Here is a 23,746-nt window from a genome sequence, read left to right on the forward strand (position 1 = left end):
AAAACTATGACAATTCTTTTTTACTTCATTATAATAACATTATCTCTGCTATTATTTGTTCTAATATTCAGATTATTCCACAATTTGCTTTTATTTAGAATAGGTATTTTTGCTTAATGTGTAATGTAACTATAAGTTAAATACTATTCTAATAGTTCCATGTAAATTATTCAATAAATTTCCATGAAAAATTTTAAAAAGGAGCTTTTTCGATGAATATCATTCTTACAACATTAAACGCCAAATATATCCATACAAATCTTGCTATCCGCTATTTAAAGGCCTATGCAAAGCCTGAATACAATATTATTTTAGCTGAATATACGATTAAGGATCCTTCCTTTCATATTGTATCTGACCTTTATCAAAAGAAACCGGATATCGTCGGATTCAGCTGCTATATTTGGAATATTGAAGAGACAATTCGAGTGATTCGTATGCTTAAAAAAGTAAGTCCACATACAAAAATTGTACTAGGAGGGCCAGAAGTTTCTTATGATGTACACGATTGGCTTCATCGTATAAAAGAGGTGGATTGCATTGTTATGGGGGAGGGAGAATTGTCATTTAAACAATTACTTCATTATTTTCATGGCCGTCTTCCACTAGAAGAAGTGCCGGGCATTGCTTATCTAAAAAATAATAAAGTCATCATTCACCCTGCTGCTCCTAAAATCGATCTTCGTGACATGCCAAGTCCTTTCCGTTTTGAAGAAGATATACCGCATATTCCAAATCGTATTGCTTATATCGAAACAAGTCGAGGCTGCCCATTTAACTGCCAATTTTGTCTATCTTCAATTGAAGTGGGAGTACGTTATTTTAACCGAGAGAAAATTAAAGAAGATATCCGCTATTTGATGAATCATGGAGTTCGAACAGTAAAATTTGTCGACCGAACATTTAATATCAGTAGAAGCTATGCAATGGAAATGTTCCAATTCCTAATAGATGAACATAAGCCAGGAGTTGTCTTTCAATTTGAGATTACCGCGGATATTATGAGACCTGAAGTCATTCAATTTTTAAATGACAACGCACCAAAAGGATTATTCCGCTTTGAAATCGGTGTCCAATCGACAAACGACGCCACAAATGATCTAGTGAAACGGAGACAAAATTTTGCAAAATTATCTCGAACTGTCCATATGGTGAAAGAAGGAGGTAAAATCGACCAACATCTTGATCTGATAGCGGGATTGCCAGAAGAAGATTATACAAGATTCCGCAAAACTTTTAATGATGTATTTGCGATGAGACCCGAAGAACTTCAATTAGGCTTTCTAAAGTTATTACGAGGTACAGGGCTTCGTTTACAAGCAAAACAATTTGGATATCAATATGTCGATATAGCACCATATGAGATTTTTGCTAATCATGTATTATCTTTTGATGATATCCTACATATCAAACAAACAGAAGATATATTGGAGAAATATTGGAACGATCATCGCATGGATGGCACGATCGAGTTTTTAGTAACCGAAGTATTTGAAACGCCTTTCGACTTTTTCCAAGAGTTTGGAACATACTGGGATGAGCAAGGTTGGTCTCGCATTGGTCATCAACTTGAAGATCTGTTCACTCGTTTATTAAGCTTCTTGGAACAACGTGGCAGTGTGCCAATTGATATTGTCATGAGTTTAATGCAGCTTGATTATTTAAAGGCACAGCAATTCCAGCCTCGCAAAATTTGGTGGCAAAATCGAGCCCCTAAAAATGCATTAAAAGTAATTTTCAAAACATTACAGGAAAACCCTGAAATTGCCGGAAAGCCCTTCGCCGATATGCATCTTTCTGAAAAAGATCTATATAAACATGCATTGCTAACCCCATTCGATATTGATTTTAGTGCTTATCAAAATGGAGAAATAAAAAGACAAAAGGGGTATTTACTTACTTTCTTCCGTAAAAACGGTTCACCTTACTTTGCTACAATTGCTACTGAAGCGATATTGGCTTAATCATTTATGGAGTATCCTAAAGGCAGTGGACAAGCCCTTTTGGTACACCATTCATTGAATGTCTTCACCTCATAAAGTCTGTCGCGCTAGTTGATCCATATATGAATAAAAAGAGGAAAAAGGGATTTGTAGAAAATTTTCCTTTTTCCCTTTTTTAAATTTTCATTCAACTACCCAATAATGACTCTCTCTTTTGGATAATGGAAATTTGTCTTTTCAGGTTTACCCCCAATGGAATACAAGAACGAAATGATCCCTACACGTCCTACAAACATTAAGATCATTATGGTTATTTTTCCAATGACCGATAAATGTTCTGTTAAACCAAGTGACATCCCACAAGTACCAAATGCTGATGTAATTTCAAATAAGATCTGCATGGATGTCGCGTGGGACTCTGATAAAGACAAAATCATTGTCGCCAGAACCACCAAGAAAGTGGATAGAATAATCACTACATATGATCGATATACATCAATTACATGAATTTCACGATGGAAAATTTGAATATCTTGTTTGTTTCTAGCAAAGTTAATCAAGAACAGAACTGCAATTGCAAAAGTAGTTGTCCGAATACCTCCACCTACAGAGCTAGGCGATGCACCGATAAACATAAGAATACTCAAAAAAATATTTGTTGCATCATTAAAACTTGTCACATCGACTGTCGTAAGCCCAGCCGAACGTGCAGAAACCGAATGGAACATCGCTGTAAACAATGCCTCATGCCAGCTCATTCCTTTAAAAGCATGGAAAGATTCTAATAGTAAAATGACTAAAAAACCAACTACAAATAACAATGCATAAGTGGATGTTGTTATTTTAGTAAACAAAGAAAATTTAAAATATTGGTTTTTGTTTGATAGAAAATTTTTCACTTCGATTAACACAGGAAAACCAATTGAACCTAGCGCAATCATAATCATATTGATCAGTTGAACAAAATAATCATGGTGAAATGATTTTAAAGAATTCCCTGTAATATCAAAACCACCATTTGTAGTAGCTGAAATCGCTGCAAATACACCATTGTAGAATGCTTCTTGGAATGTATCAAAATACTGTGTAAAATACAACGTTAAAATGGTTGCGCCAATAATCTCAATGGTCAATAAAATTTTGATAATCTCTTTGATTAAATGGACGACACCTGAAAGATTATATTGGTTATGATCTACCATGATTAGTTGTCTTTCACGCAGTCCAATTTTTTTCCCTAATAAGAGCCATGTAAAGGTTCCCAATGACATAATTCCAATGGCCCCGAATTGCATAATGACTGACAGCATGACAATGCCAAATACAGAATATGTTTCAGAAACATTAACCACTGTTAATCCCGTTACACTTACCGCGCTAACAGCTGTAAACAAACTATCTAATAATGAAACATGTACACCTTCTTTATGTACACCTGGTAATATTAGAAGAATAAATGATAGAGCTATAGCGACGAAATAGTAAGAAACGATCGCTTGAAATGGCGTTGAACGCCTATTTAAATCTTTAGCTGTACCCATAATATCGATCCTTTCACCTTGAACCCAGCATACCAACTATTGTATTGAAAAATGAGCAAAAAAGAAAGAGCATTAGACTATTTGTCATATTTCATCTTCTTCACCATATTCTATAATTTTTCCCCAGATTCAATAAAAAAATCCTCTCCGAAAAAATTAATGGATTGGATTCTCTCAATATTTATTCTTTTAGCCCTCTTTTATCCCTCGTTAACAGGCCGTATGTCCCCTGCGCCAAAACTCTGGTAACAAGCAGATGATAAAGTGAAACTCCAATGCACGAAGTTTCACTTTATTTTTTTACTGGTCTTACGTCCTCTATCTTAGACTTTTTCTTGTTGCGTATACTTGTAAAATAACCACCAAGCGCTAATAATACTAAAACGCTCCAGAATATACTTTTCCAAAGTACTGAGTGTGGAAAGTGTTCATCTAAAAAGCCGACTTTAGGATGCGCTAAGGTCATCACAGTCAGTTTCACACCTACCCAGCCGACGATTAAGAATGCAGCTGTTTCAAGGGATGGATATGATTGTAATAGACGTACAAACCATTGCGCAGCAAATCGCATAATGATTAAACCAATAATACCTCCTAAGAACATTACTAAAAACTGTCCGCCATTGATGCCACCGATATGGAAGTTACCTAGTTGGGGCAAAGTCACCGCAAGTGCAACTGCTGCCAACATCGAATCAATAGCAAAGGCCAAATCTGCTAATTCTACTTTTACAACTGTAGCCCAGAAACCAGATGCTTTTCTCTCCTTCTCTGGTTCTTGCTCACCGTCTTTATGTTTTCGCACCTCATAAATATGCTTGCAGCAGATAAACAATAGATAAGCGGCCCCAATCGCCTGTACCCACCACCAGTTAACCAAAAATGTGATCAAGAACAGCGCTCCGAAGCGCAACACAAATGCACCTAATAAACCATAAAACAACGCCTTTTTCTGTTCTGTTCGTGGTAAATGTTTTACCATAACTGCCATAACTACAGCATTATCAGCGGCTAATAATCCTTCCAAAACAATAAGTACTAATAATACCCAACCATATTCCAATAATATCGTTTCCATCCATTTTCCTCCTTTTTATCCAAAAAATAAAAGACCTCTGCCTATAAAGGCAAAGGTCTCGCTTAGCAATTGTTAAAAGTAATCTTGCTCTCATAACCGATGACAGTTAAGCCATGTAATGACGATTATAAGGTAGGTTTCCCTATAGCTACTCCCCTTTGACAACCATGTCAAAAGTATTTATCTGTGAACTTAGTATATCGGATAATAACCTAAAAGTAAACTAAAATATCAGGCACTTTGATTAGAAAAAAATTAGGATGACCATAATAATTTCCTATTGTTCATTTATATGACCAGAAGCAAAGGGGGCTTGAGTCCTCTAGAATATATACCCATTGTGGAAAATTTTACTTTATTTCGATTTGATGATTCTTGTCATTTTTATATTCCTTATAATACTTGACAATAGTCGGAATGATACTGATAAAATCTGGGCATTTAATGCCTGAACCTTTTAACAAAGTAGTTGCAACTGTTGTGTCGAAGCTAGCATTCCATGTTAGATAGTCTAACGCCTCATGTTCCACACCCAGTCTTTTACGGATCGTATATATACTTAGCGATGCTTGCGCAAGATTTAAGGGAATACGTCCTTTCGGTGTTCTACCTGTAATTTCTTTCACAAATGCACGATACACTTCTTGTACTGGATGAGGATTTGGATCTGTTAGATGTATGGTAGCTCCCTTCGCTTCCTCTAACTCACTTAAATATAGGGATGCACGATATATATAATCCACAGGAACTATGTTGATTCGGGCATCTGATTGGCCTATATAAGGTAATATAGGTAACTTTTTCAGTCTATCAATCATATTAAGTAGAAAATAAGGTCCATCAAATTTAATCGTTTCCCCCGTTTGTGAATCTCCACAAACGATACCTGGTCTAATAATCGTTACTGGTAGATGATTTTTCAGCTTATCAACCAATAATTCTGCTTCGAACTTTGTTTCCTCGTAGAAGTTTTTAAAATTGTCTGGAGCAGTAAGTTCTGTTTCCAACAAATTTCCTTTACGAGTTCCCGCAACATATGCAGTACTAAAATAAATATACCGTTTTAAATGTGGTAAATCTTCAACAAAAAGATTCATCATCTCCGTACCATGGACATTGACTTTCCAAGCGATTGGTCGTGGTACCGCTAAATCATAAATAGCCGCTAAATGCCACACAACTTCCACCTGATCTTGTAGCATAATAACTGTTTCATCATTTAAATCTAATTGTGGTAAAGTAATATCCCCCTCAATTATCACAATCTCTTTATCCGAAAATTGTGATAGAATTTTTTCCTTTTCCTGTTCCGCTTTTTCCAATTGAGTGGCTAGAACAATCGTATAAACTCGCTCATAATAATCATTTGTAAACCCCTCGCTGATAATTCTGCTTGCAATAAACCCCGGAAACCCTGTCAAAAAAGCTGTTGTCATTCATTTACCTTCTTTCTATCTATTTGAAATCAGAATGGCGACATATTTACATCCGTTTATCATAATTTTATCAATATATATGCGTTGTTATATGGTTTTAACTTAATCTTTACAAATCTTCAATAAAGCTTAATGAAAAAAGAGCACAAAATACTGCAATAGTTTAACAGCATTCTGTGCTCCTCGCATAGGATGGTATTTCTTTGAGATTTTCAACAGAGTTTATTTCATAAGTCACTTTTTTAAGAAACAACAAATATTTTTATGGTTTATATTTTGTTGAAGAGCCTAAGAAAAGGATAGTTACCCTTTATAGTTTCTCTTCAAACGCTTAGATGATTAAAGTAAACTATACAATTTAATATCTGGATTTTTATCATGGAACCAGCGCATTGCAAATTCATTTTCAAATAGGAATACAAGATTATCAAATCGGTCATGCACTAGTACACTTCGTTGACTTGACATGGATTCCTTGACATCTTCCTCATTTTCGACCCAACGAGCTATCTTATTGCCGATTGGCTCCATGCGTACTTCAACATTGTATTCGTTTTTCATACGATTTTCGAACACTTCAAATTGTAATTGACCAACAGCACCAAGAATAATATCTTCGGTGTGCAATGTTTTGTAATATTGAATTGCCCCTTCTTGTACAAGCTGCTCGATTCCTTTATGAAAGTGTTTTGATTTCATTACATTTTTCGCTGTTACTCGCACAAATAATTCAGGTGTAAACTGTGGCAACTTTTCAAATTGGAATGTTTTCTTACCACCCACAATAGTGTCCCCGATTTGATAGTTACCAGTATCATATAACCCAATAATATCGCCTGCAACAGCTTCATCTACTGTTTCACGATCATCCGCTAAAAATCTTGTCGATTGCGTAACTTTAAAGGACTTGTTGGTACGTGTTAAAGTCACATTCATACCCCGCTCAAATTTACCTGAAACAATACGTACAAAAGCGATACGATCACGGTGTGCTGGATTCATATTGGCTTGGATTTTAAACACGAATCCTGAAAATTCATCTTCTAAAGGGTCTACCGTATTCCCATCTTCTGTTAAACGTGGTTGCGGTGTTGGCGCAAATTGTAAATACGTTTCTAAAAATGTTTGAACACCAAAGTTTGTTAAAGCAGAACCGAAGAAGACAGGTGTAAGTTTTCCTTCAATAATTTGCTCCCTTGAAAAGTCATTTCCAGCTTCATTTAAAAGTGCAATATCATCCATTGCTTGTGAATAATAAGATGTTTTTTTCATATCATGCTCAACAGCAAGTTGCCCATTTTCATCTAACGGCAAGAAACGATTTTCCTCTTCTGTACGAAATTGTTCGATACGATGATTGTATCGATCATAAATGCCAAGGAACTCTTTTCCCATACCGATTGGCCAATTCATCGCATAAGCTTGAATTCCCAAAACTTCTTCTAATTCTTCAATTAGCTCTAATGGTTCTTTCCCTTGGCGGTCTAATTTGTTGATAAAAGTGAAAATAGGTATGCCACGCATACTACAAACTTTAAATAATTTTAATGTTTGTGCTTCAATCCCCTTTGCAGCATCGATAATCATGACTGCACTATCTACAGCCATCAAGGTACGATACGTATCTTCGGAGAAATCTTGGTGTCCAGGTGTATCTAAAATATTGACGCGACAACCATTATAGTCAAATTGCATAACAGATGACGTTACAGAAATCCCACGTTGCTTTTCGATTTCCATCCAGTCAGATGTTGCAAATTTCCCGGTTTTTTTGGCTTTTACAGTACCCGCATCACGAATGGCACCACCAAAGTACAATAATTTTTCAGTCATTGTCGTTTTACCAGCATCTGGGTGAGAAATGATGGCAAACGTACGACGTGTTAATATATCTTGTTCTAGCTTCGAGCTCATGTTTTTTCTAACTCCTCTATAAAATTCTGATTTTATATAAGTAAAACTTCATACAGCGGGAAATTATCTTCCTCTCCCACTGTATGTTCGTTAAACCATCTGGCAATCTACAGGCAACCGATCCCGTTGATTAATCCCCTTTTTACTAGAAATTCTTGAAAGAGGATCTTATTGTCTGTTCATGCGATATAAAATATCTAACTGGTAGCTTTTTCTACACTGGCTATCACATTCCTCACTATTTTAAATGTCGATTTATCTATTTTGAACAATTATTTTCAACTTCAAAACTTAACCTTTCAATTATAACAAAAAAAGTGGGGATCGTAATACCCCCACTTTCTAAGAATACTATTTTTTTACGATAAGTTTTTGCCCAACATAAATCAAATCGGATTTTAAGTTATTCCATATTTTTAGATTGGCTACTGATACACCATATACTTTGCCAATAACTGATAAAGAATCACCACTTTTAACAGTATAATTCTTTGCCTCTGTCGATTTTGTTGTAACCGTTGAAGCAGTTACAACCTTTTTCTTGTTTTCGATTTTTATTTTTTGCCCAATGTAAATCGTGTCTGTTTTTAAATGATTCCATGTTTTTAAATCAGCAATCGAGACATTGTATACTTTTGCGATAACATACAATGAATCACCCTGTTGAACTTTATAAGTAATGGCTGAGCTAGTTGAACTAGATGACACAGGCGTACTGGTTTTACTTTTCGTTGTTGTCTTTGTAGTGGATGCAGTTTTACTTACATATAACTTTTGGCCTACATAGATCAGATCGGATTTTAAGTTATTCCATTTCTTTAAATTGGATACAGTCGTTTTGTACTTTTGAGCTATCCCAGATAGTGTATCACCTTTTACCACTTTGTATGTTTTGCTACTTGTTGTATTGGTTGTAATAGGTGTATTGTTGGATGTCGGCACTACCACTTGAGAGGATTTGCTGACTATTATCTTTTGTCCTACATAGATCAAATCAGATGTTAAACCATTCCATGCCTTCAAATTTGACACAGTCGTATTGAACTTTTGAGCGATTTTGGATAATGTATCTCCAGAAACAATTATGTAAGTATTTTTGGATGTATCATTCGAACTAGTTGATGGTTTAGTTGAACCTGTAGGAGTTTCATCACCAGATGTATCAGTTTCAGGATTACCAGTATCGTACTTCGTTAAATTATAGGTTTCGATTAAATTGTTCAACTTTGTCGCATAAAGCGTATCAGTAGCATATGTACCTGTTAATGCAGCTGTGGCATCTCGATAAGATCTTGTATTAACGACCCAAACGTTTTTATAAAAAGCATGATTCCAAGAAAGGCCATTCTTTATGAGATTCACATAATCCTGTAATGATTGTTGATAGGATGGATACTTTCTAAATTTAGCATTTATTTGAGAATAATGCCCTGTACCATCGTCCTCTAAAGTAGGCATCAGAACATAATTTCCGTTATATGTACCTTTCATACCAAACAAATTATAATTAGGTGCTGATGCTAAACTACTTGTCCCATAAGCGCTCTCTAAAGTTGCCTGTGCAATCATTACTGATGCATATAAGCCATTTTGAGAGGCTAAAGTACGAGCAATCGGCGCTATCCCGTTAATAAAAGAATTGACAGAAAAAGTCCCCACACTCGTTACTTTTGCTAAAACTTTAACACTTTGCTGTGGTGCAGAAACTTCTTTTTCTTCTACATTTTGCTTATAAATAGATGTAGGTTGAAGATTGGGTTGTTGGATTGTTGGATCTGAATCTGCTTGTTTTTCTGTGCTATTAGAAGCATTATTCGGATCAACTATACTTTCTTCTTTTGGATCATCTTTAGCAGTTGGTGTTGGTGTTTTCTGTTCCTCAACTGCATTTTCATCTTTGGGAACTGGTGTTCCAGCTTCTGATTCCATCTCTGAACTAGTATCTGATTGCTTCTGCTCTACATTCGTTATTTCCTGTTTATGAATAGTATCATTTTCAGCAGCTAAGGAAATAGTAGGAATGGTAGTAGTCGTAATTACCGCTGACATACCTGCGATTAATAGTTTATTGGTTTTATTTTTCTTTTCCATATTAGAGTTACTATAAACTAATAGTTTCATTTTTCTCCCTTCTTTTTCTATGATACTTGTATCATATCACTTTCCTATTAACTATTAATCTATATCCTCTAAAAAACATAAAAAAATACTAAAAATGTAAAACAGCCGTAATGTTTGTAGCATTTGAAATAATTATTTATTAGGAATATTGAACTTTTTCTTTGCTGCTTCTAGTGCAATTTCAGCATCACTATGTGGGTATTTAGTATTCTCTATAATTTGATAATCTTCATGTCCCTTACCAGCGAAAATAATCATATCCCCCTGCTCAGCTACTTTGACTGCATAACGTACTGCCTCTGCACGGTCACCAATACATTTATATTGATCATGTTGCATTCCCTTTTCAAGGTCATTCATAATACTCTCGTAATCTTCGTAGCGTGGATCATCTGTTGTTAGAACGACATAATCTGCACGCGAAGCTTCTTTTGCCATATCTGGGCGTTTTGATTTGTCACGGTTACCCCCTGTACCAATTAGGAAAATCAATTTATTTTTTTTATAAGGCATGGCTGCTGTAATAGCTTTTTCAATAGCATCTGGTGTATGGGCATAATCGATAAAAATACTAATTGGAAAATCTTTTGGTGAAACCTGTTGCATACGTCCTTTTACCGGTTCCATCGCTTCTAATTGCTCAATAATATCCTTAATACCATAGCCTTTACAATATAGTGCCGCCGTTGCAGCTAAGGCATTATATACATTAAATTCTCCCAATAAATGCAGTTGTACTGGAAATGTCCCTTCTGGCGTTACCATATCAAAATAGGTCATATGATCATGATATTGACAATTTACTCCTCTGAACATTGCTTCTTCACTGTTAATACCATACGTCCAAATTGGGAAGGGAGTTAATCCAGCATATTTTTTAGACCAAGGATCATCCGCATTTAATACAGCATGCTTATCTTTTTCTAAATCTTGTCCAAGCTGAGAGAATAAAAGACCTTTTGCATTTCCGTAGTTCTCCATAGTACCATGGAAATCTAAATGATCATGTGTTAAGTTCGTAAAGATAGCTACATCAAAATCAACGCCTGCTACTCTTCCTAGTACAAGCCCATGTGAGGAAACTTCCATAACCATTCCTCGGCAACCTTCTGCTCTTGCCCGGAAAATCATTTGTTGTGTCGATAATGCGTCACTTGTCGTATTACCTGAGGCATACATAATACCATTAAGATTAAAGCCAATCGTACCTTTCAAAGCCGAGCGGATCCCGAAGCCTAGCAAAATCCTTTCAATCATTGTTGCCACACTCGTTTTACCATTTGTACCGGTTACTCCGAACATCGTCATATCCTTTGACGGATAATCAAAAAATTTAGCCGCCAATAATCCAAGTGCTCTATTTGTATCTCTAACAATGACTTGGGTAACTTCACCTTGTAAATCTAGTGGTCGTTCTGTAACCACAACAATCGCACCATTATCCACGGCTTTTTGCGCAAAGTCATGACCGTCTACTGTATAACCTTTTATACAGACAAAGATACTTTTTGGTTGAACACTGCGAGAATCGATCGCAATATCTTTAATATTGTCAGGTAAATTACCAATAACTTTTTTCATTGGTAAACATTGTAGTAATTGTGTTGCTTGCATAGTAATTGTTCCTCCTATTATTCATCAATCATAGATGATGTGACGTACGCAAGCAGTAATGCAGCTGTGTTGCGTAGCGAATCTACATGAGTTCTTTCATAGGCATGAGATGACTCAATACCAGCACCAAACAAAGCATGGCGTACATCATAACCAGCTCGAATAGCAGCAGACGCGTCCGAGCCATAATACGGATAGATATCAAGTTTATAATCTATTCCATTTGCTTTTGCGAGTGAAACTAATTGATGTGTCAATGCATAATGATATGGACCGCTCGAGTCTTTTGCGCAAATTGAAACCGTATACTCATCAGAGGCTTGTCCATCGCCAATTGCCCCCATGTCAACCGCAATATATTCTACAACCTGATCAGGAATACTTGCATTGCCACCATAACCTATTTCCTCGTTATTTGAGATATAGAAATGAGTCGTATACGGTAATTCTATTTTTTCTTTTTTTAAGGTCTTTAACAATTGAAGTAATAAAGCGGTACTTGCTTTGTCATCAAGATGACGAGATTTGACAAATCCTGTTTCTGTTACTTCAAATCTTGGATCAAATGATACAAAATCGCCTACTTCAATGCCAATGTTTCTCGTATCATTAGCATTTAAAACTTTTTCATCTACTCTTACCTCTATATGTTCATCATTTCGAGGTAGTTCTCCTGCCTTTTTGTAGACATGTACAGAAGTTTCGTGCATCAAGATAGTGCCCCGAACTTTTTTTCCGGATGCAGTATGAATGGTACAATATTCCCCCTCAACCGCATTCCAATTAAATCCACCAACCATCGATAATTTTAGTCGTCCACTTGGTTTAATATCTTTGACTATTGCACCAAGCGTATCCACATGTGCCGTTAGCAATCGATGACGCTCATCGTTTTTACCTGGAATCGTCACGATTAGTGCCCCTTTGTTGGTTTGTTTAAATTGTACACCCAATTCTTTTAAGAAACCTGATATAAATTTCATAATATCCATTGTGTAACCTGATGGACTCGCGATATTCGCTAATTTTCCCAATAATTTGACTGTTTCTTCTTCATTAGAAATGCTTGTCATTCTATAAGCCCCCCAACTATTCTTTTCATAATATCAAACTATGACAATTTACGACAACAGTAATTCATATATGATGGTATTAGTATACTATCCGAGGTGTCTTTGTGGAGCATTCTTACTTAAGAAAAAGTCAATTTTGCTATCGATCCTAACAGCTATTGTTTCAATCAACACAATCAATCATTTATTAAGATCAATAGCCAGTAACATATCTTAAATGGCGCTATTATCTGCATACTTATCAACATACTTTATTGGTTAATAAAGATGATTGATTCCTTTAGCTGTAGGATTAAACGGTATTGATTTATGATTACTTTACAATCCGATGATACACACCGTTTAATATTCTTTATTTTACTACTTTTTTATCAGCTTTATATTAGTCATTTTGTTTTGGTTAAATTTTATCATGCTGATTGTAACAGTGGGAGGATTTTTCTTACTTTTAAAGTATGATGACGAAACCTGCGAAGAAATGAAGATGCCCTTTACAGAATGGATTCATGATTACAATCACCAAAGAATTAAAAAATCGGTAGCAAGAATCCTATTCCATACAGGATTCTCACCACCGAGAAAAATGATTGGTTCAACTAACACCTAATAAAGGATAAAGTTCCCATTAGGTGAAAGTCTGCTTCAACGTAGAATTGTCTTGACCAGCTTTACTTTTTGCTTATATGGTGGAAATAAAAGATTGTTCGAAAGCTTTGTTGATTTTTTTAGAATCGATTTAGGATGTGTAAAACATTCAAAGCTTGCTTTGCCATGATAATTATGGACACCAGATTGTCCTACACCACCAAATGGTAGATGGACACTTGCAACATGAGTAATGGTATCATTAATACATCCACCTCCGAATGGTAATTCATCTAAGAAAAATTGAATCGCCTTATCCGTTTCTGAAAAGAAATAAGCTGCAAGTGGTTTCGGTTTTTGCCGAATTTGATGGATGACCTGACGTAAATCTTCATAAACTAATATTGGCATGATCGGACCGAAAATTTCATCTTCCATAATGGGACTATCCCAAAAAATATCTTGTAAAACTGTCGGCTCGATATATAAATCCTCACGATCTGTATAGCCTCCGAATAATATATGATCATATTCCTTTTCTAACAAGCTCGCTAAACGATCAAATTGTTTGGTGTTTATAATCCGCCCAAAATCTGGACTCTCCTGAGGGTTCTTTCCATAAAATTTTTGCAAGGCCTTTTTTAAATGACGGATAAACGGAACTTTTACGGACTCATGGACAAGTACATAATCTGGTGCAACACAAGTTTGACCTGCATTCGTAAATTTCCCCCAAACAATTCGTTTCACAGCTACTTCAATATTCGCTGTTTGGTCAACAATTGCTGGACTTTTTCCACCAAGTTCTAATGTATAGGGTGTTAAACGTTCAGCACAAGCACTTGCGACAATTTTCCCTACAGCTACACTTCCTGTAAAGAAAATATAGTCGAATGATGCATGAATAAGCGCTGTCGTTTCTTCTACTTCTCCCTCTACCAATCGGACATATTTCTCTTCAAATGTTTCTTGAATAATTTTCTTTACAATGGCAGCCGTATGCGGAGCTGATTCAGAAGGTTTTACAATCGCCGTATTTCCTCCAATAATAGCACCCACTAGTGGCTCCATAACAAGTTGAAATGGATAATTATAAGGTCCAATTATTAACGTAACGCCATAAGGTTCCCTAACAACAAAGCTTTTTGCGGGTTGAAAATGGAGAGGTGTAGCTACTGCTACTGGATGCATCCATTCTTCCAAATACTTTTGCATATAACTAATGCTTTCTAATACTAATCCTACTTCTGTAGAGTAAGCTTCAAACTCGCTTTTACGCAGATCATCATGAAGAGCCTGCATAATCTCTTTTTCATAACGGCTAATCGCCGCCTTTAATTTTCTTAACTGTTCTTTACGAAAATCGATCTTTTTTGTAGCGCTTGAAAAAAAATAATTTCGTTGTTCAGCTATCATCAGCTCTACATCTTGCCCTGAAAAATTCGACATATTGATCCCCCTTCAACGTATAAAAAAGATATAGTCATCCATACTATTTTCAGCTACATAGCATGTTGATTTGCCAGCACGTACTGTCTTTTTCAAATTGTACCATTTGTGAATTTTGAATTCTACTCGCGAAGGGAGAACAGATCATGTTAAAAACAGAAACTTGGTGGGAATCACTCTTTACTGGAGATTTGTCAATTGGTATTGCTTTAGATCGTCAACAGGAATTAGAGGATGAGGAATTTTTGTATTTACGTCATTTTAATGAAATGGATAATAATGATGAAGGCTTATCACAGTAATAAAATCTTTATAGTGGTTCAAATATAGGATTGGCAAACAATCCTTTATCTATTCTTATATGGCAAAAATCAACTATCCCCTTTATGGGCAAGGAGTACAAGTTGCATCGCTCACACAAACTTTTTACTGGCTTGTATTCTTGCTCTTTGAAAACGCAACAAATTGGTCGAATGCTAATTTATCAGTATTTTTTAACAAAATTAACATATGTGAATCAATTTCATAATGCAGAATGCAGATGAAATTGATTCATGTATCTAAAAAAATAATAGAACAGAACACCTTTTAGCATACTATTTCCCCTTTCAAAACGGTCCATACTTTTATCCATATCGAAAGGTGGTGTACTTATGAAAAATGGCTGGAGAATTTACTTAGAAGATTTAAAAAATATCGGTACAAACTGGGTATCCGCCATTATAATATTAGGTCTTATTATTTTACCATCTCTATATGCATGGCTAAATATTGCTGCCTCCTGGGATCCTTATAGCCAGACAAACCAAATTCCAGTAGGGATTGTCAACGAAGATAGTGGTGCAACAGTACAAGGCCATACTTTTAATGCTGGAGATGAATTAGTTCATGAACTAAAAAATAACCATGATATGAACTGGCAATTTACCGATCAAAAAAAAGCGCTCAGTCACCTAGAAAACGGTGATTATTTTTCTGTTATCATTATTCCTCCCAATTTTTCTCAGGATTTAGCAACCGTTGTAACAGATTACCCTCAAAAAGCTCAACTTAAATATTATGTCAACGAAAAGATTAATTCGATTGCTCCTAAGATTACGAGCAAGGGCGCTAGTGTTCTAGTCGATTCCATGAGTAGTCAGTTTATCGGTATTGTCAATGGAACTATTTTTGATATTTTTAATCGCATCGGCATTACGATGCAACAAGATTTACCTGATATTGAAAAATTCGAGGATTTCGTTTTTACCCTTGAAAAAGATTTGCCAACCATTTATAACAAATTAAAGACTGCATATCACGATGTGGATGAAGCTAGTCAAATTATTCAATACGCCAAACAAAGTGTACCCCAAGCAAAGGCATTGACCTCAGAGGGATTAACTACGGTTAACAATACCCTTACTTTTATCAATCAAGCGGAAAGTACACTAAACACCATTAGCCCTCAGGTGAAAAAAGACATACAAACTGTCAAACAGATTGCTTCAGATACGAATGATCTACTAACACAGCTCCAACAATCACCCATTAGTTTTACAGATATAGAATTGGTAAAAAATCAATTGAATCAGAATGTAACGAATGCCACCAATAAAATTTCAAACATTCAACAACTTTTGCTATCATTGAAACAATTCAATGCAGAGAATAATATGACTACAGATATTCAAATTTTAGACAGGGCTATCAGCCAAACAGACGCCATTCAAAATATATTAAATCAAGCACAAGCAAATGGACGTGATTTTGATCAATCTCTTAACAATAAAGAAGGCAAAATAACCAATTTTCTTCAACAACTACAACAGCTGTCATCTAACATATCTGTTGGGTTAGATCGTTTTACAAATGAATATCAAGAAACCATTGAACCAACCATTTATTCACAAATCAACAAAGTACAACAAACATTGACAGAAGCCAAAAGTATTCTTACTACGGTTCAAGGAACAATCCCTAAGGTAGAGAACATTCTAAATAATGCAAGCAGCTTCATAAATGATACGAAAAAAGGAATGGAAATTATTATCGGGGAATACCCACAAATAAATGATCGCGTGCATCGATTAGCAGATCAAATTCGTAGTTTTGAAAAAGAGACAGATTTAAAAAGTATTATCCAGCTCCTTATGAATAATCCTACTGCTGAAAAATCATTTTTTGAGGAACCTATTCAAATGAATGAGCATCGAGTTTTCCCAATTGAAAATTATGGTACAGGGATGACTCCGTTTTACTCAGTATTAGCCATATGGGTCGGCTGTCTTTTACTTATTTCTTTGTTAGCAGTCGATACAAAAGAAGATGAGCATTATGAAATTCGAGAAGTTTACTTTGGAAAGCTTCTTACTTTCTGTACAATCGGACTCTTTCAAACGGCTATCATTGTGTTAGGAGATCTTTTTATTTTGAATGTATCAGCAAAATCCCCTATTTGGTTCATCCTATTCTGTTTGTTTATAAGCCTTGTTTTTATGACCATTGTTTATACACTTGTCTCCGTTTTTGGAGACGTAGGAAAAGCGCTATCAATTGTGCTACTTGTTTTACAGATTGCCGGTTCAGGTGGAACATATCCAATCGAATTACTACCAAAGTTTTTCCAATACATTAATCCCTATCTCCCTTTTACCTATGCTATTTCATTGATACGAGAAACGCTGGGAGGAATTATTTGGTATAAAGTAATCATTGATATTCTTTTCTTGTCTCTTGTTTTACTATTCTTTTTACTGTTCGGTGGTATTTTTAAAAAGCAGCTTCGTGATTTAACTCAAAAAATGTTACAAAAATCTAGGAAATCTGGGCTTTTTCATTAAAGCTCTGTTCCATTGTTTCATCATGTTTGTTGCTGCGTATAAGTGAACGTCTTTACGTTGATCATAGATACCACTGAAACAGTCAATCCCTCTCCTTGAAAACATGGAAAAAGCGACTACACTAAAGGATGTAGTCGCTTTCATTTTTAAAATAATTTCAAGGATATATTGACATTTGTAAAATAGAAAATTATGATTAACTAGGATTCTTACATAAGTAAGACTCAATAATCTCAGACAAAAGCCTTGCACAATAGAATTTTGTGCAAGGCTTTTGTTTTTTAATATTCTGTATCGCCCAAAATACTAAAAACTGTTGTGTTCAGAATCATCATAGCAATGATTGAAATAATTTCTATTGCCATCTAATTTCACTTCCTTGTCATCTGCAATACTCTATTTTATGAAACCTTTAAAATATGTTTCCTAATAATATGTTTATAACCGTATAAAGTGAAGCTCCATCCGTGGAGGTTTTCTTCATCCCCCACTGAAATAGAGGAACGGAAGTGAAGAACGCCACGTCCTGTGGCAACACCTGAGTGACCAACATCCTGCCCGCCCCAACCAATCGGACTTTTACGGGCAGTTGATCCCCTATCTATCTTTCTCAACTCTCTCTAAATCTTAAGATGGGTGTCTTACTGCCCGTTAAAGCGGGATAAATAATAATAACGATTCATAGATTCTGATAAAAAGCATATTGTTCATATCTATTCTCCCGCAAGTCAACACTTTTCGTAAACAAATTGCTTGCTCCTCATTCCCCATCTTTCCTACTGCTTGTGACTGGAGTCTTATAGTGGAGGATTCCTGTTGTTCCAGAGTAATTTTTATATAATTTGGAGCATATTTTTGAAGAAAAGGCTCTTTCAAAATCTATTAAATTATTATAATCAAAATCATACTTTTCCGCAAAGATTTTTTACTATGTTGCACTCCATGATCATTTTTTTATTTCAAAAAGACTTGCCTTTTTTATAATTCCCTGTATAATGATATTTTGGGTGCCAAACCTATGTGATTATTTACTTGTAAATAATCACGAAAAGAACACCATAAACGGCACGGATTGCCGAGCGTTCTTTTTTATGAGCAGGCAAGATGAGCGCCTGCTTTTTTATTTTGTCTTAATTCCTCTTACCCTTCTTTTTTCCAAAAACATTCCTAAAATGGCTTTCATTTTGATTTTGACATATTCCTGACATATTCCTTATTTAACATAAGGTTGAGGCATTTGATACATAATACCTAATCATTATTTATGGAGGGATTTTTATGTCTATTAATATCAATTCATTATTATCGTCTTCAGCTATTGATTGGCTGAATAACACTTCTAGTACTTCAACAACATCTACTTCCAGTAATTCAGATGACTATAGTTCCTTATTATCAAGTTTAGGAAGTACTGACTCTACTTCTATTAGTGATTTAGCAAGCCTATTGTCAGATTCATCATCATCTACAAGCACTGTGGAATCATTATTGAACAAAAGAACAGAGATACTCCAACAAAAGTATGAACTTGTGAATAGTGATTCTCAGACGGAAGATACAACTTCTCAGTTAAAATCATTACAAGAACAATTAGATGACATCAATGAACAATTGGCATCGGCTCTTCTAGAACAAGAAAGTTCTTCAAATGTAAATTCCTATTTAACAAGTGATAGTGTAACAAATTCTAATTCTTATGATGATCTATCAAGTCTATTCGAACAAACTTCAGCATTAACACAATTAAAAATGTTAACAACGGCTAAAACCAATTTAGAAAATCAATCTAAGCTATTGCAAAGCGAAGTGGATGAGGAGGGGGACTCAAGTTTAGCCTATAGTCGTTTACAAAAGGTAAACACAAATCTAGAGTTATTAAATAACCAGATTATGAGTTCATTGAGCTCTAGCAATACAAATAGTAGTCTATGGTCATCGCTTAACGCCTCAGCAGCTCTAACACAATATCAAATAGCCAATAACACAACGACTGATTCGGAAAACAGCTCAGAAGATACAACATCAAAAGAAGAAAATACTACTGAAACATTATAGATTGAAACTTCACCTAATAGAGGGTTTCCCCCTCTACAGGGTGTTAGCTGAAACACTTGGCGGCTTTCTACTAGCATACATAGGCACCAATCAACACTTCATTAAAATCATAGGTCAAAAATAGAGATGTTTTAATTCATGAATCACCAATTTGAATTTCAATATAATCATCCTGTCTCTATCATATGTATTTATATGTGACTAATTAAAGGAACTTAGATGATTCTAAGTCCCTTTAATTTCAATCATTCAATAATAATCTCATAGTCAAGCAAGAAAATAATACCATAAAATACTTTATATGAAAATATGAAAAGAATATAATTTTTTAGTTTTACAAATAGCTTTTGATCAAAAACCATGATTATCCTTTATAAAGCCGCTCCATTTAAATCAAACAAAAAACTGTCAAAAGCTATAAGCTAATCGACAGTTTTAAAACGAATATTAGAATATCAAATCTAACATAAAGTAACATATTGCTGCTAAAATCGCAGCTATCGGCATTGTAATGATCCAAGTGATGACGATTTTACGTGCTACGCCCCATTTAACGCCTTTTACGCGCTGAGCAGATCCTACACCCATAATCGCTGAAGAGATGACATGTGTGGTACTAACAGGCAAGTGAATTAATGTTGCACCGAAAATAACAGATGCTGACGCTAAATCAGATGCCGCACCATTTATAGGACGTAACTTCATAATCTTGCCACCTACTGTTTTGATGATTTTATAACCACCAATTGAAGTTCCCAATCCCATAGCAGTAGCTGCTGCTATACGTACCCATAATGGAATATCTCCACCGGCTTGCCAGCCAGCAGCAATTAATGCCATCGTAATGATCCCCATAGCCTTTTGCGCATCATTCGTACCATGCGTAAAGGATTGAAGTGCTGCCGTACAAATTTGTAAAAGCCTTATACCCTTATTTGTCTTATAAAGACTCGCTTTTTTGAATATCACTTTAAATAGTGACATCACTAAAAAGCCAGCTAAAATAGCGATAAATGGAGATAATAGTAAAGCTTCTAAAATTTTGATAAAGCCACTATAATTCAAGATATCAAATCCTGCTGCTGCAATAGCTGCGCCTGCTATAGAACCGATAATTGCATGTGAAGAACTAGATGGGATGCCGTAATACCAAGTCAGCAAATTCCAAATAATCGCAGCGATCAATGCCGCTAAAATGACAAGTGAACCGTTCGATAAAGCGAAAGGATCTACAATATCTTTTGTAATGGCTTTTGCTACACCAGTAAAAGTAATAGCCCCTATAAAGTTCATAGCCGCTGCCATTATCACCGCTATTTTAGGTGGTAAAGCTCTTGTTGAAACGGACGTTGCAATAGCATTAGCTGTATCATGAAAACCATTAATAAAATCAAAAATAAGTGCGAAAATGACGACTAATACGGTTAATATAACTATTGAATCCATTCGTTATTTTTCGCTCCTTAAACATTACGCATAATAATTGTTTCCATCGTGTTCGCCACGTTTTGACAATCATCTGCAATTTCTTCTAGTTGTTCATAAATATCTCTTAATTGAATAATACGGATTGGATCTTTTTCATGTAAGAACAATTGCTTGATGGAAGTACGTAAGACTTCATCACATTTACTTTCGTAATCTTTTATTAAAATAGCATTTTCGCGCATGCTAGGTAAATTTTTATTTGCTAATTTCTCCATTGCTTTTACAACTTCATCTGCACTTTTGACAATATACCCAACAAATGTAGTCACAGACTGATTCGTCTCTGTTAATGCAAACATATCAAAATGTGCGACACATTCTTCCATACCGTCAAGAACATCATCCATACTATTTGCTAAAGCAAGAATATCTTCTCTTTCAATAGGCGTCATAAACGACTTATTAAGCATGACAATTAATTCATGAATAAGTGAATCACCATCTGTTTCATATCTCTTCATCCGCGTACTAATTTTGTGTAAATCCTCTAAATTATGAATTTGAAAGTCATTGACATAATGTACTGCCTCTTGAACGTTGACTGAAATTTTTTGTAATATTTCGAAGAATGGATCTTCTTTTTTTCGACTAAACATAAATTCCTCCCGAAAAAAGTTAGTGTCTAAATTTGTCGTTCTAAACGCAAAAAATATCTTAACAATAAATTCACAAAAATTCTCGAAAATTTACACTAATTAACGCAAGATTTACAATTCTGTAATATTAGCGTTCACAAAATTGAAAAAAACATGCACTTTTTTAGAAAAAATTCTTGTATTTATGGTCCGAAATTAATGTAAAAAGAATATTTTGATGGAATTTTGCTTGATTTTCTAGTACTAAAGCTCTTTCAGACATACATGCACATGTCAAGTTCACCTTTCCCTCTTCAAACTATTTATGAAAGAGTTCAATTTACAAAAGAAAAGGTTTGAAAAGTAAAAAAGGTACCATTCAGATCGACTGAATGATACTCTTTTGCTTTTCATGATTGACGAAATCTTTTAGAATAACTAAATGATTCCATCCGAATGATTGTTCAAATGGTGAATTTCATTATACTTATCTAACCACCATTTTCCGTCAGCGTTGTAAATAGTACTGACACCGCCATTTGATAGACGAACACTTTGAGGGAAAATCGAAGCATTTTCTACCATCGTAAAAAGTGTATGTATAACAGCACCATGCGTCACTAAAATCACGCTTCCATCAGAATATCGATTGTCGATCATTTGTAATCCACTGACTATCCTTTTTTTCAATTCTTCTACGGTTTCTTGATTTGGATATTCCTTATGAGGATATGCCCTTCTCCTTTCTTCATAAGTCATCCCTTCGGCTTCACCATATGTGCGCTCAGCAAATTCCTTTAAAGCATGAAATGGCAACTGTAATGTTTCATTCATAATAGTTGCTGTATGGGATGCCCTATTCAAGGTACTTGTAAATATTGCATCACATTTTATTTTTTCAAAATAACTTCTACATGCAATCGCTTGTTTTTCTCCTCTTTTGTTTAATGCTGTATTCCTTCCACCTTGAAGTCTGCCTTCACGATTCCAATCCGTTTCGCCATGACGTACAATATATATTTTTGTCATATATACACCCCCTTATTAACTATGTGTACCATCGTACCATAATAATTGAAAGACATTCTATATCTTCATGGAGATTTTTAATATTATCCAGCCGCTTTTATAAAACCTGCTTTTTGTGCTTCTTCTTCTGTACAGAAAACCTTTTCCGCTTTGACCGCATCATAATTATTCATACCAGGTAGATGATATATTTTTTTACCCTTATCATTGATATTTCCTTTGATATTGCATGCCGCCCCTGGCTGAGTATTTGTATGATCCTTTTGAGATTGTTTTGTAGTAGAAGATGTATTGGTTGAAATCCCCTTTGTTGAGTCTTCACCAGGACGCCAATTTTTGACAGCCGCTTTTACAAAACCTCTATCTGTGACATAGCCATCATATTGCCAGATGCCTTTTTTCTCGCTTTCGGCTTTTTCTTGGATCTCCTTATACTCATTTACGTGTTTGGTATTAGGCTCATAAATGTACCCAACGCGAACAAGTCCTTCACGAATCAATTGCTCTTGCACACTTTTGCCATCTGCATAAACATAGGCCAGTAAACGACCATACTTGTCTTCTTTATCTCCAACATCAAATTCCAATGTAACATTTTTTGCATGATTTAATATTTCCCGATTTCGAGCTTGCGCTTCACGTCCAAAAGGTTGTTCTCCTAATGTTTTATGATACATTTCAGGCGCATCTACTAATAAATAGCGTACTTTTTTTATTTCACCTTTATCTTTTACTTTTATCGTATCACCATCCATTACGCTAATAACTTCCACTTTTTCTAGATTTGAATCCTTTGTGTTTTGGGATGTATCCTCTAATGTACAACCTGCTAGAATCACCACAGCAATGCTGCATAGTACCATTATCCATATTTTCAATTCTGTCACCATCATTCTTTACTTATTTATTTCTTTTGTTATCCCATTCAACATACCAGATCCTTCTCCCATTTTGTAGCTCAACCAAGCGAAAGTTACCGAAACACTTTCAATCTGACTTCACAATGGGATTCGGATCTGAATA

The 23,746-nt window shown here is 35.2% G+C and carries 17 protein-coding genes; 4 read left to right on the plus strand and 13 right to left on the minus strand.

Going from position 1 to position 23,746, the window contains the following annotated elements; genetic code table 11:
* The first annotated feature begins 212 nt into the window (after positions 1–212).
* Positions 213–1,964, plus strand: a complete 1,752-nt coding sequence (locus tag FEZ13_RS08895; RefSeq protein WP_146552337.1) for a B12-binding domain-containing radical SAM protein — start codon at positions 213–215, stop codon at positions 1,962–1,964.
* A gap of 170 nt (positions 1,965–2,134) precedes the next feature.
* On the opposite strand, the gene FEZ13_RS08900 is transcribed toward FEZ13_RS08895, so the two are convergent.
* The 8 genes from FEZ13_RS08900 to FEZ13_RS08935 form a co-directional block, all read right to left on the minus strand.
* The gene (locus FEZ13_RS08900; protein WP_146552338.1) at positions 2,135–3,484 is read right to left on the minus strand and encodes a TrkH family potassium uptake protein; all 1,350 of its coding nucleotides are present in this window, start codon (positions 3,482–3,484) and stop codon (positions 2,135–2,137) included.
* A 292-nt stretch (positions 3,485–3,776) separates the two neighbouring features.
* Complete coding sequence (locus FEZ13_RS08905) at positions 3,777–4,562, minus strand: TerC family protein (RefSeq protein ID WP_146552339.1); 786 nt, start codon at positions 4,560–4,562, stop codon at positions 3,777–3,779.
* Between the two features lie 350 nt (positions 4,563–4,912).
* Positions 4,913–5,998 carry an SDR family oxidoreductase gene (locus FEZ13_RS08910; RefSeq protein WP_146552340.1) on the minus strand — a complete coding sequence of 362 codons (1,086 nt, stop codon included), beginning with the start codon at positions 5,996–5,998 and terminating at the stop codon, positions 4,913–4,915.
* A gap of 339 nt (positions 5,999–6,337) precedes the next feature.
* A complete protein-coding gene (locus FEZ13_RS08915) occupies positions 6,338–7,912 on the minus strand; it encodes a peptide chain release factor 3 (protein ID WP_146552341.1) in 1,575 nt (524 codons plus the stop codon).
* 351 nt (positions 7,913–8,263) lie between these two features.
* Positions 8,264–10,033 carry a LysM peptidoglycan-binding domain-containing protein gene (locus FEZ13_RS08920; protein WP_146552342.1) on the minus strand — a complete coding sequence of 590 codons (1,770 nt, stop codon included), beginning with the start codon at positions 10,031–10,033 and terminating at the stop codon, positions 8,264–8,266.
* Between the two features lie 132 nt (positions 10,034–10,165).
* Positions 10,166–11,647, minus strand: a complete 1,482-nt coding sequence (locus tag FEZ13_RS08925; RefSeq protein WP_146549550.1) for a UDP-N-acetylmuramoyl-L-alanyl-D-glutamate--2,6-diaminopimelate ligase — start codon at positions 11,645–11,647, stop codon at positions 10,166–10,168.
* A 17-nt stretch (positions 11,648–11,664) separates the two neighbouring features.
* Entirely contained in the window at positions 11,665–12,720 is a 1,056-nt protein-coding gene (locus FEZ13_RS08930; protein WP_146549551.1) for a M42 family metallopeptidase, read from the minus strand.
* A 642-nt stretch (positions 12,721–13,362) separates the two neighbouring features.
* The gene (locus FEZ13_RS08935; protein WP_146549552.1) at positions 13,363–14,754 is read right to left on the minus strand and encodes an aldehyde dehydrogenase; all 1,392 of its coding nucleotides are present in this window, start codon (positions 14,752–14,754) and stop codon (positions 13,363–13,365) included.
* Between the two features lie 146 nt (positions 14,755–14,900).
* Between FEZ13_RS08935 and FEZ13_RS19485 the strand changes: the two genes are divergently transcribed.
* Both FEZ13_RS19485 and FEZ13_RS08940 read left to right on the plus strand, forming a co-directional pair.
* Positions 14,901–15,056: a hypothetical protein gene (locus FEZ13_RS19485; RefSeq protein ID WP_186725824.1), complete on the plus strand. Its 156-nt coding sequence runs from the start codon at positions 14,901–14,903 to the stop codon at positions 15,054–15,056.
* A 351-nt stretch (positions 15,057–15,407) separates the two neighbouring features.
* Positions 15,408–17,576 carry a YhgE/Pip domain-containing protein gene (locus FEZ13_RS08940; protein WP_146552343.1) on the plus strand — a complete coding sequence of 723 codons (2,169 nt, stop codon included), beginning with the start codon at positions 15,408–15,410 and terminating at the stop codon, positions 17,574–17,576.
* Positions 17,577–17,977: 401 nt separating this feature from the next.
* On the opposite strand, the gene FEZ13_RS08945 is transcribed toward FEZ13_RS08940, so the two are convergent.
* Positions 17,978–18,190 carry a hypothetical protein gene (locus FEZ13_RS08945; RefSeq protein WP_146552344.1) on the minus strand — a complete coding sequence of 71 codons (213 nt, stop codon included), beginning with the start codon at positions 18,188–18,190 and terminating at the stop codon, positions 17,978–17,980.
* A 664-nt stretch (positions 18,191–18,854) separates the two neighbouring features.
* Here FEZ13_RS08945 and FEZ13_RS08950 point away from each other — a divergent pair.
* Positions 18,855–19,631 carry a hypothetical protein gene (locus tag FEZ13_RS08950; protein WP_146552345.1) on the plus strand — a complete coding sequence of 259 codons (777 nt, stop codon included), beginning with the start codon at positions 18,855–18,857 and terminating at the stop codon, positions 19,629–19,631.
* A gap of 447 nt (positions 19,632–20,078) precedes the next feature.
* Here FEZ13_RS08950 and FEZ13_RS08955 read toward each other — a convergent pair whose 3' ends face one another.
* The 4 genes from FEZ13_RS08955 to FEZ13_RS08970 all read right to left on the minus strand — a co-directional run bounded on the left by FEZ13_RS08955 (position 20,079) and on the right by FEZ13_RS08970 (position 23,601).
* Positions 20,079–21,077, minus strand: a complete 999-nt coding sequence (locus tag FEZ13_RS08955; protein WP_146552346.1) for an inorganic phosphate transporter — start codon at positions 21,075–21,077, stop codon at positions 20,079–20,081.
* Positions 21,078–21,094: 17 nt separating this feature from the next.
* A complete protein-coding gene (locus FEZ13_RS08960) occupies positions 21,095–21,715 on the minus strand; it encodes a DUF47 domain-containing protein (RefSeq protein ID WP_146549556.1) in 621 nt (206 codons plus the stop codon).
* Positions 21,716–22,132: 417 nt separating this feature from the next.
* Positions 22,133–22,723 carry a histidine phosphatase family protein gene (locus tag FEZ13_RS08965; protein ID WP_146552347.1) on the minus strand — a complete coding sequence of 197 codons (591 nt, stop codon included), beginning with the start codon at positions 22,721–22,723 and terminating at the stop codon, positions 22,133–22,135.
* Between the two features lie 83 nt (positions 22,724–22,806).
* On the minus strand, positions 22,807–23,601 hold the full coding sequence (locus tag FEZ13_RS08970) for a thermonuclease family protein (RefSeq protein ID WP_186725825.1): 795 nt from the start codon (positions 23,599–23,601) through the stop codon (positions 22,807–22,809).
* Positions 23,602–23,746 lie beyond the last annotated feature (145 nt).

It is taken from the genome of Rummeliibacillus sp. SL167 (genome assembly GCF_007896505.1).
GTDB classification, from domain to species: Bacteria; Bacillota; Bacilli; order Bacillales_A; family Planococcaceae; genus Rummeliibacillus; species Rummeliibacillus suwonensis.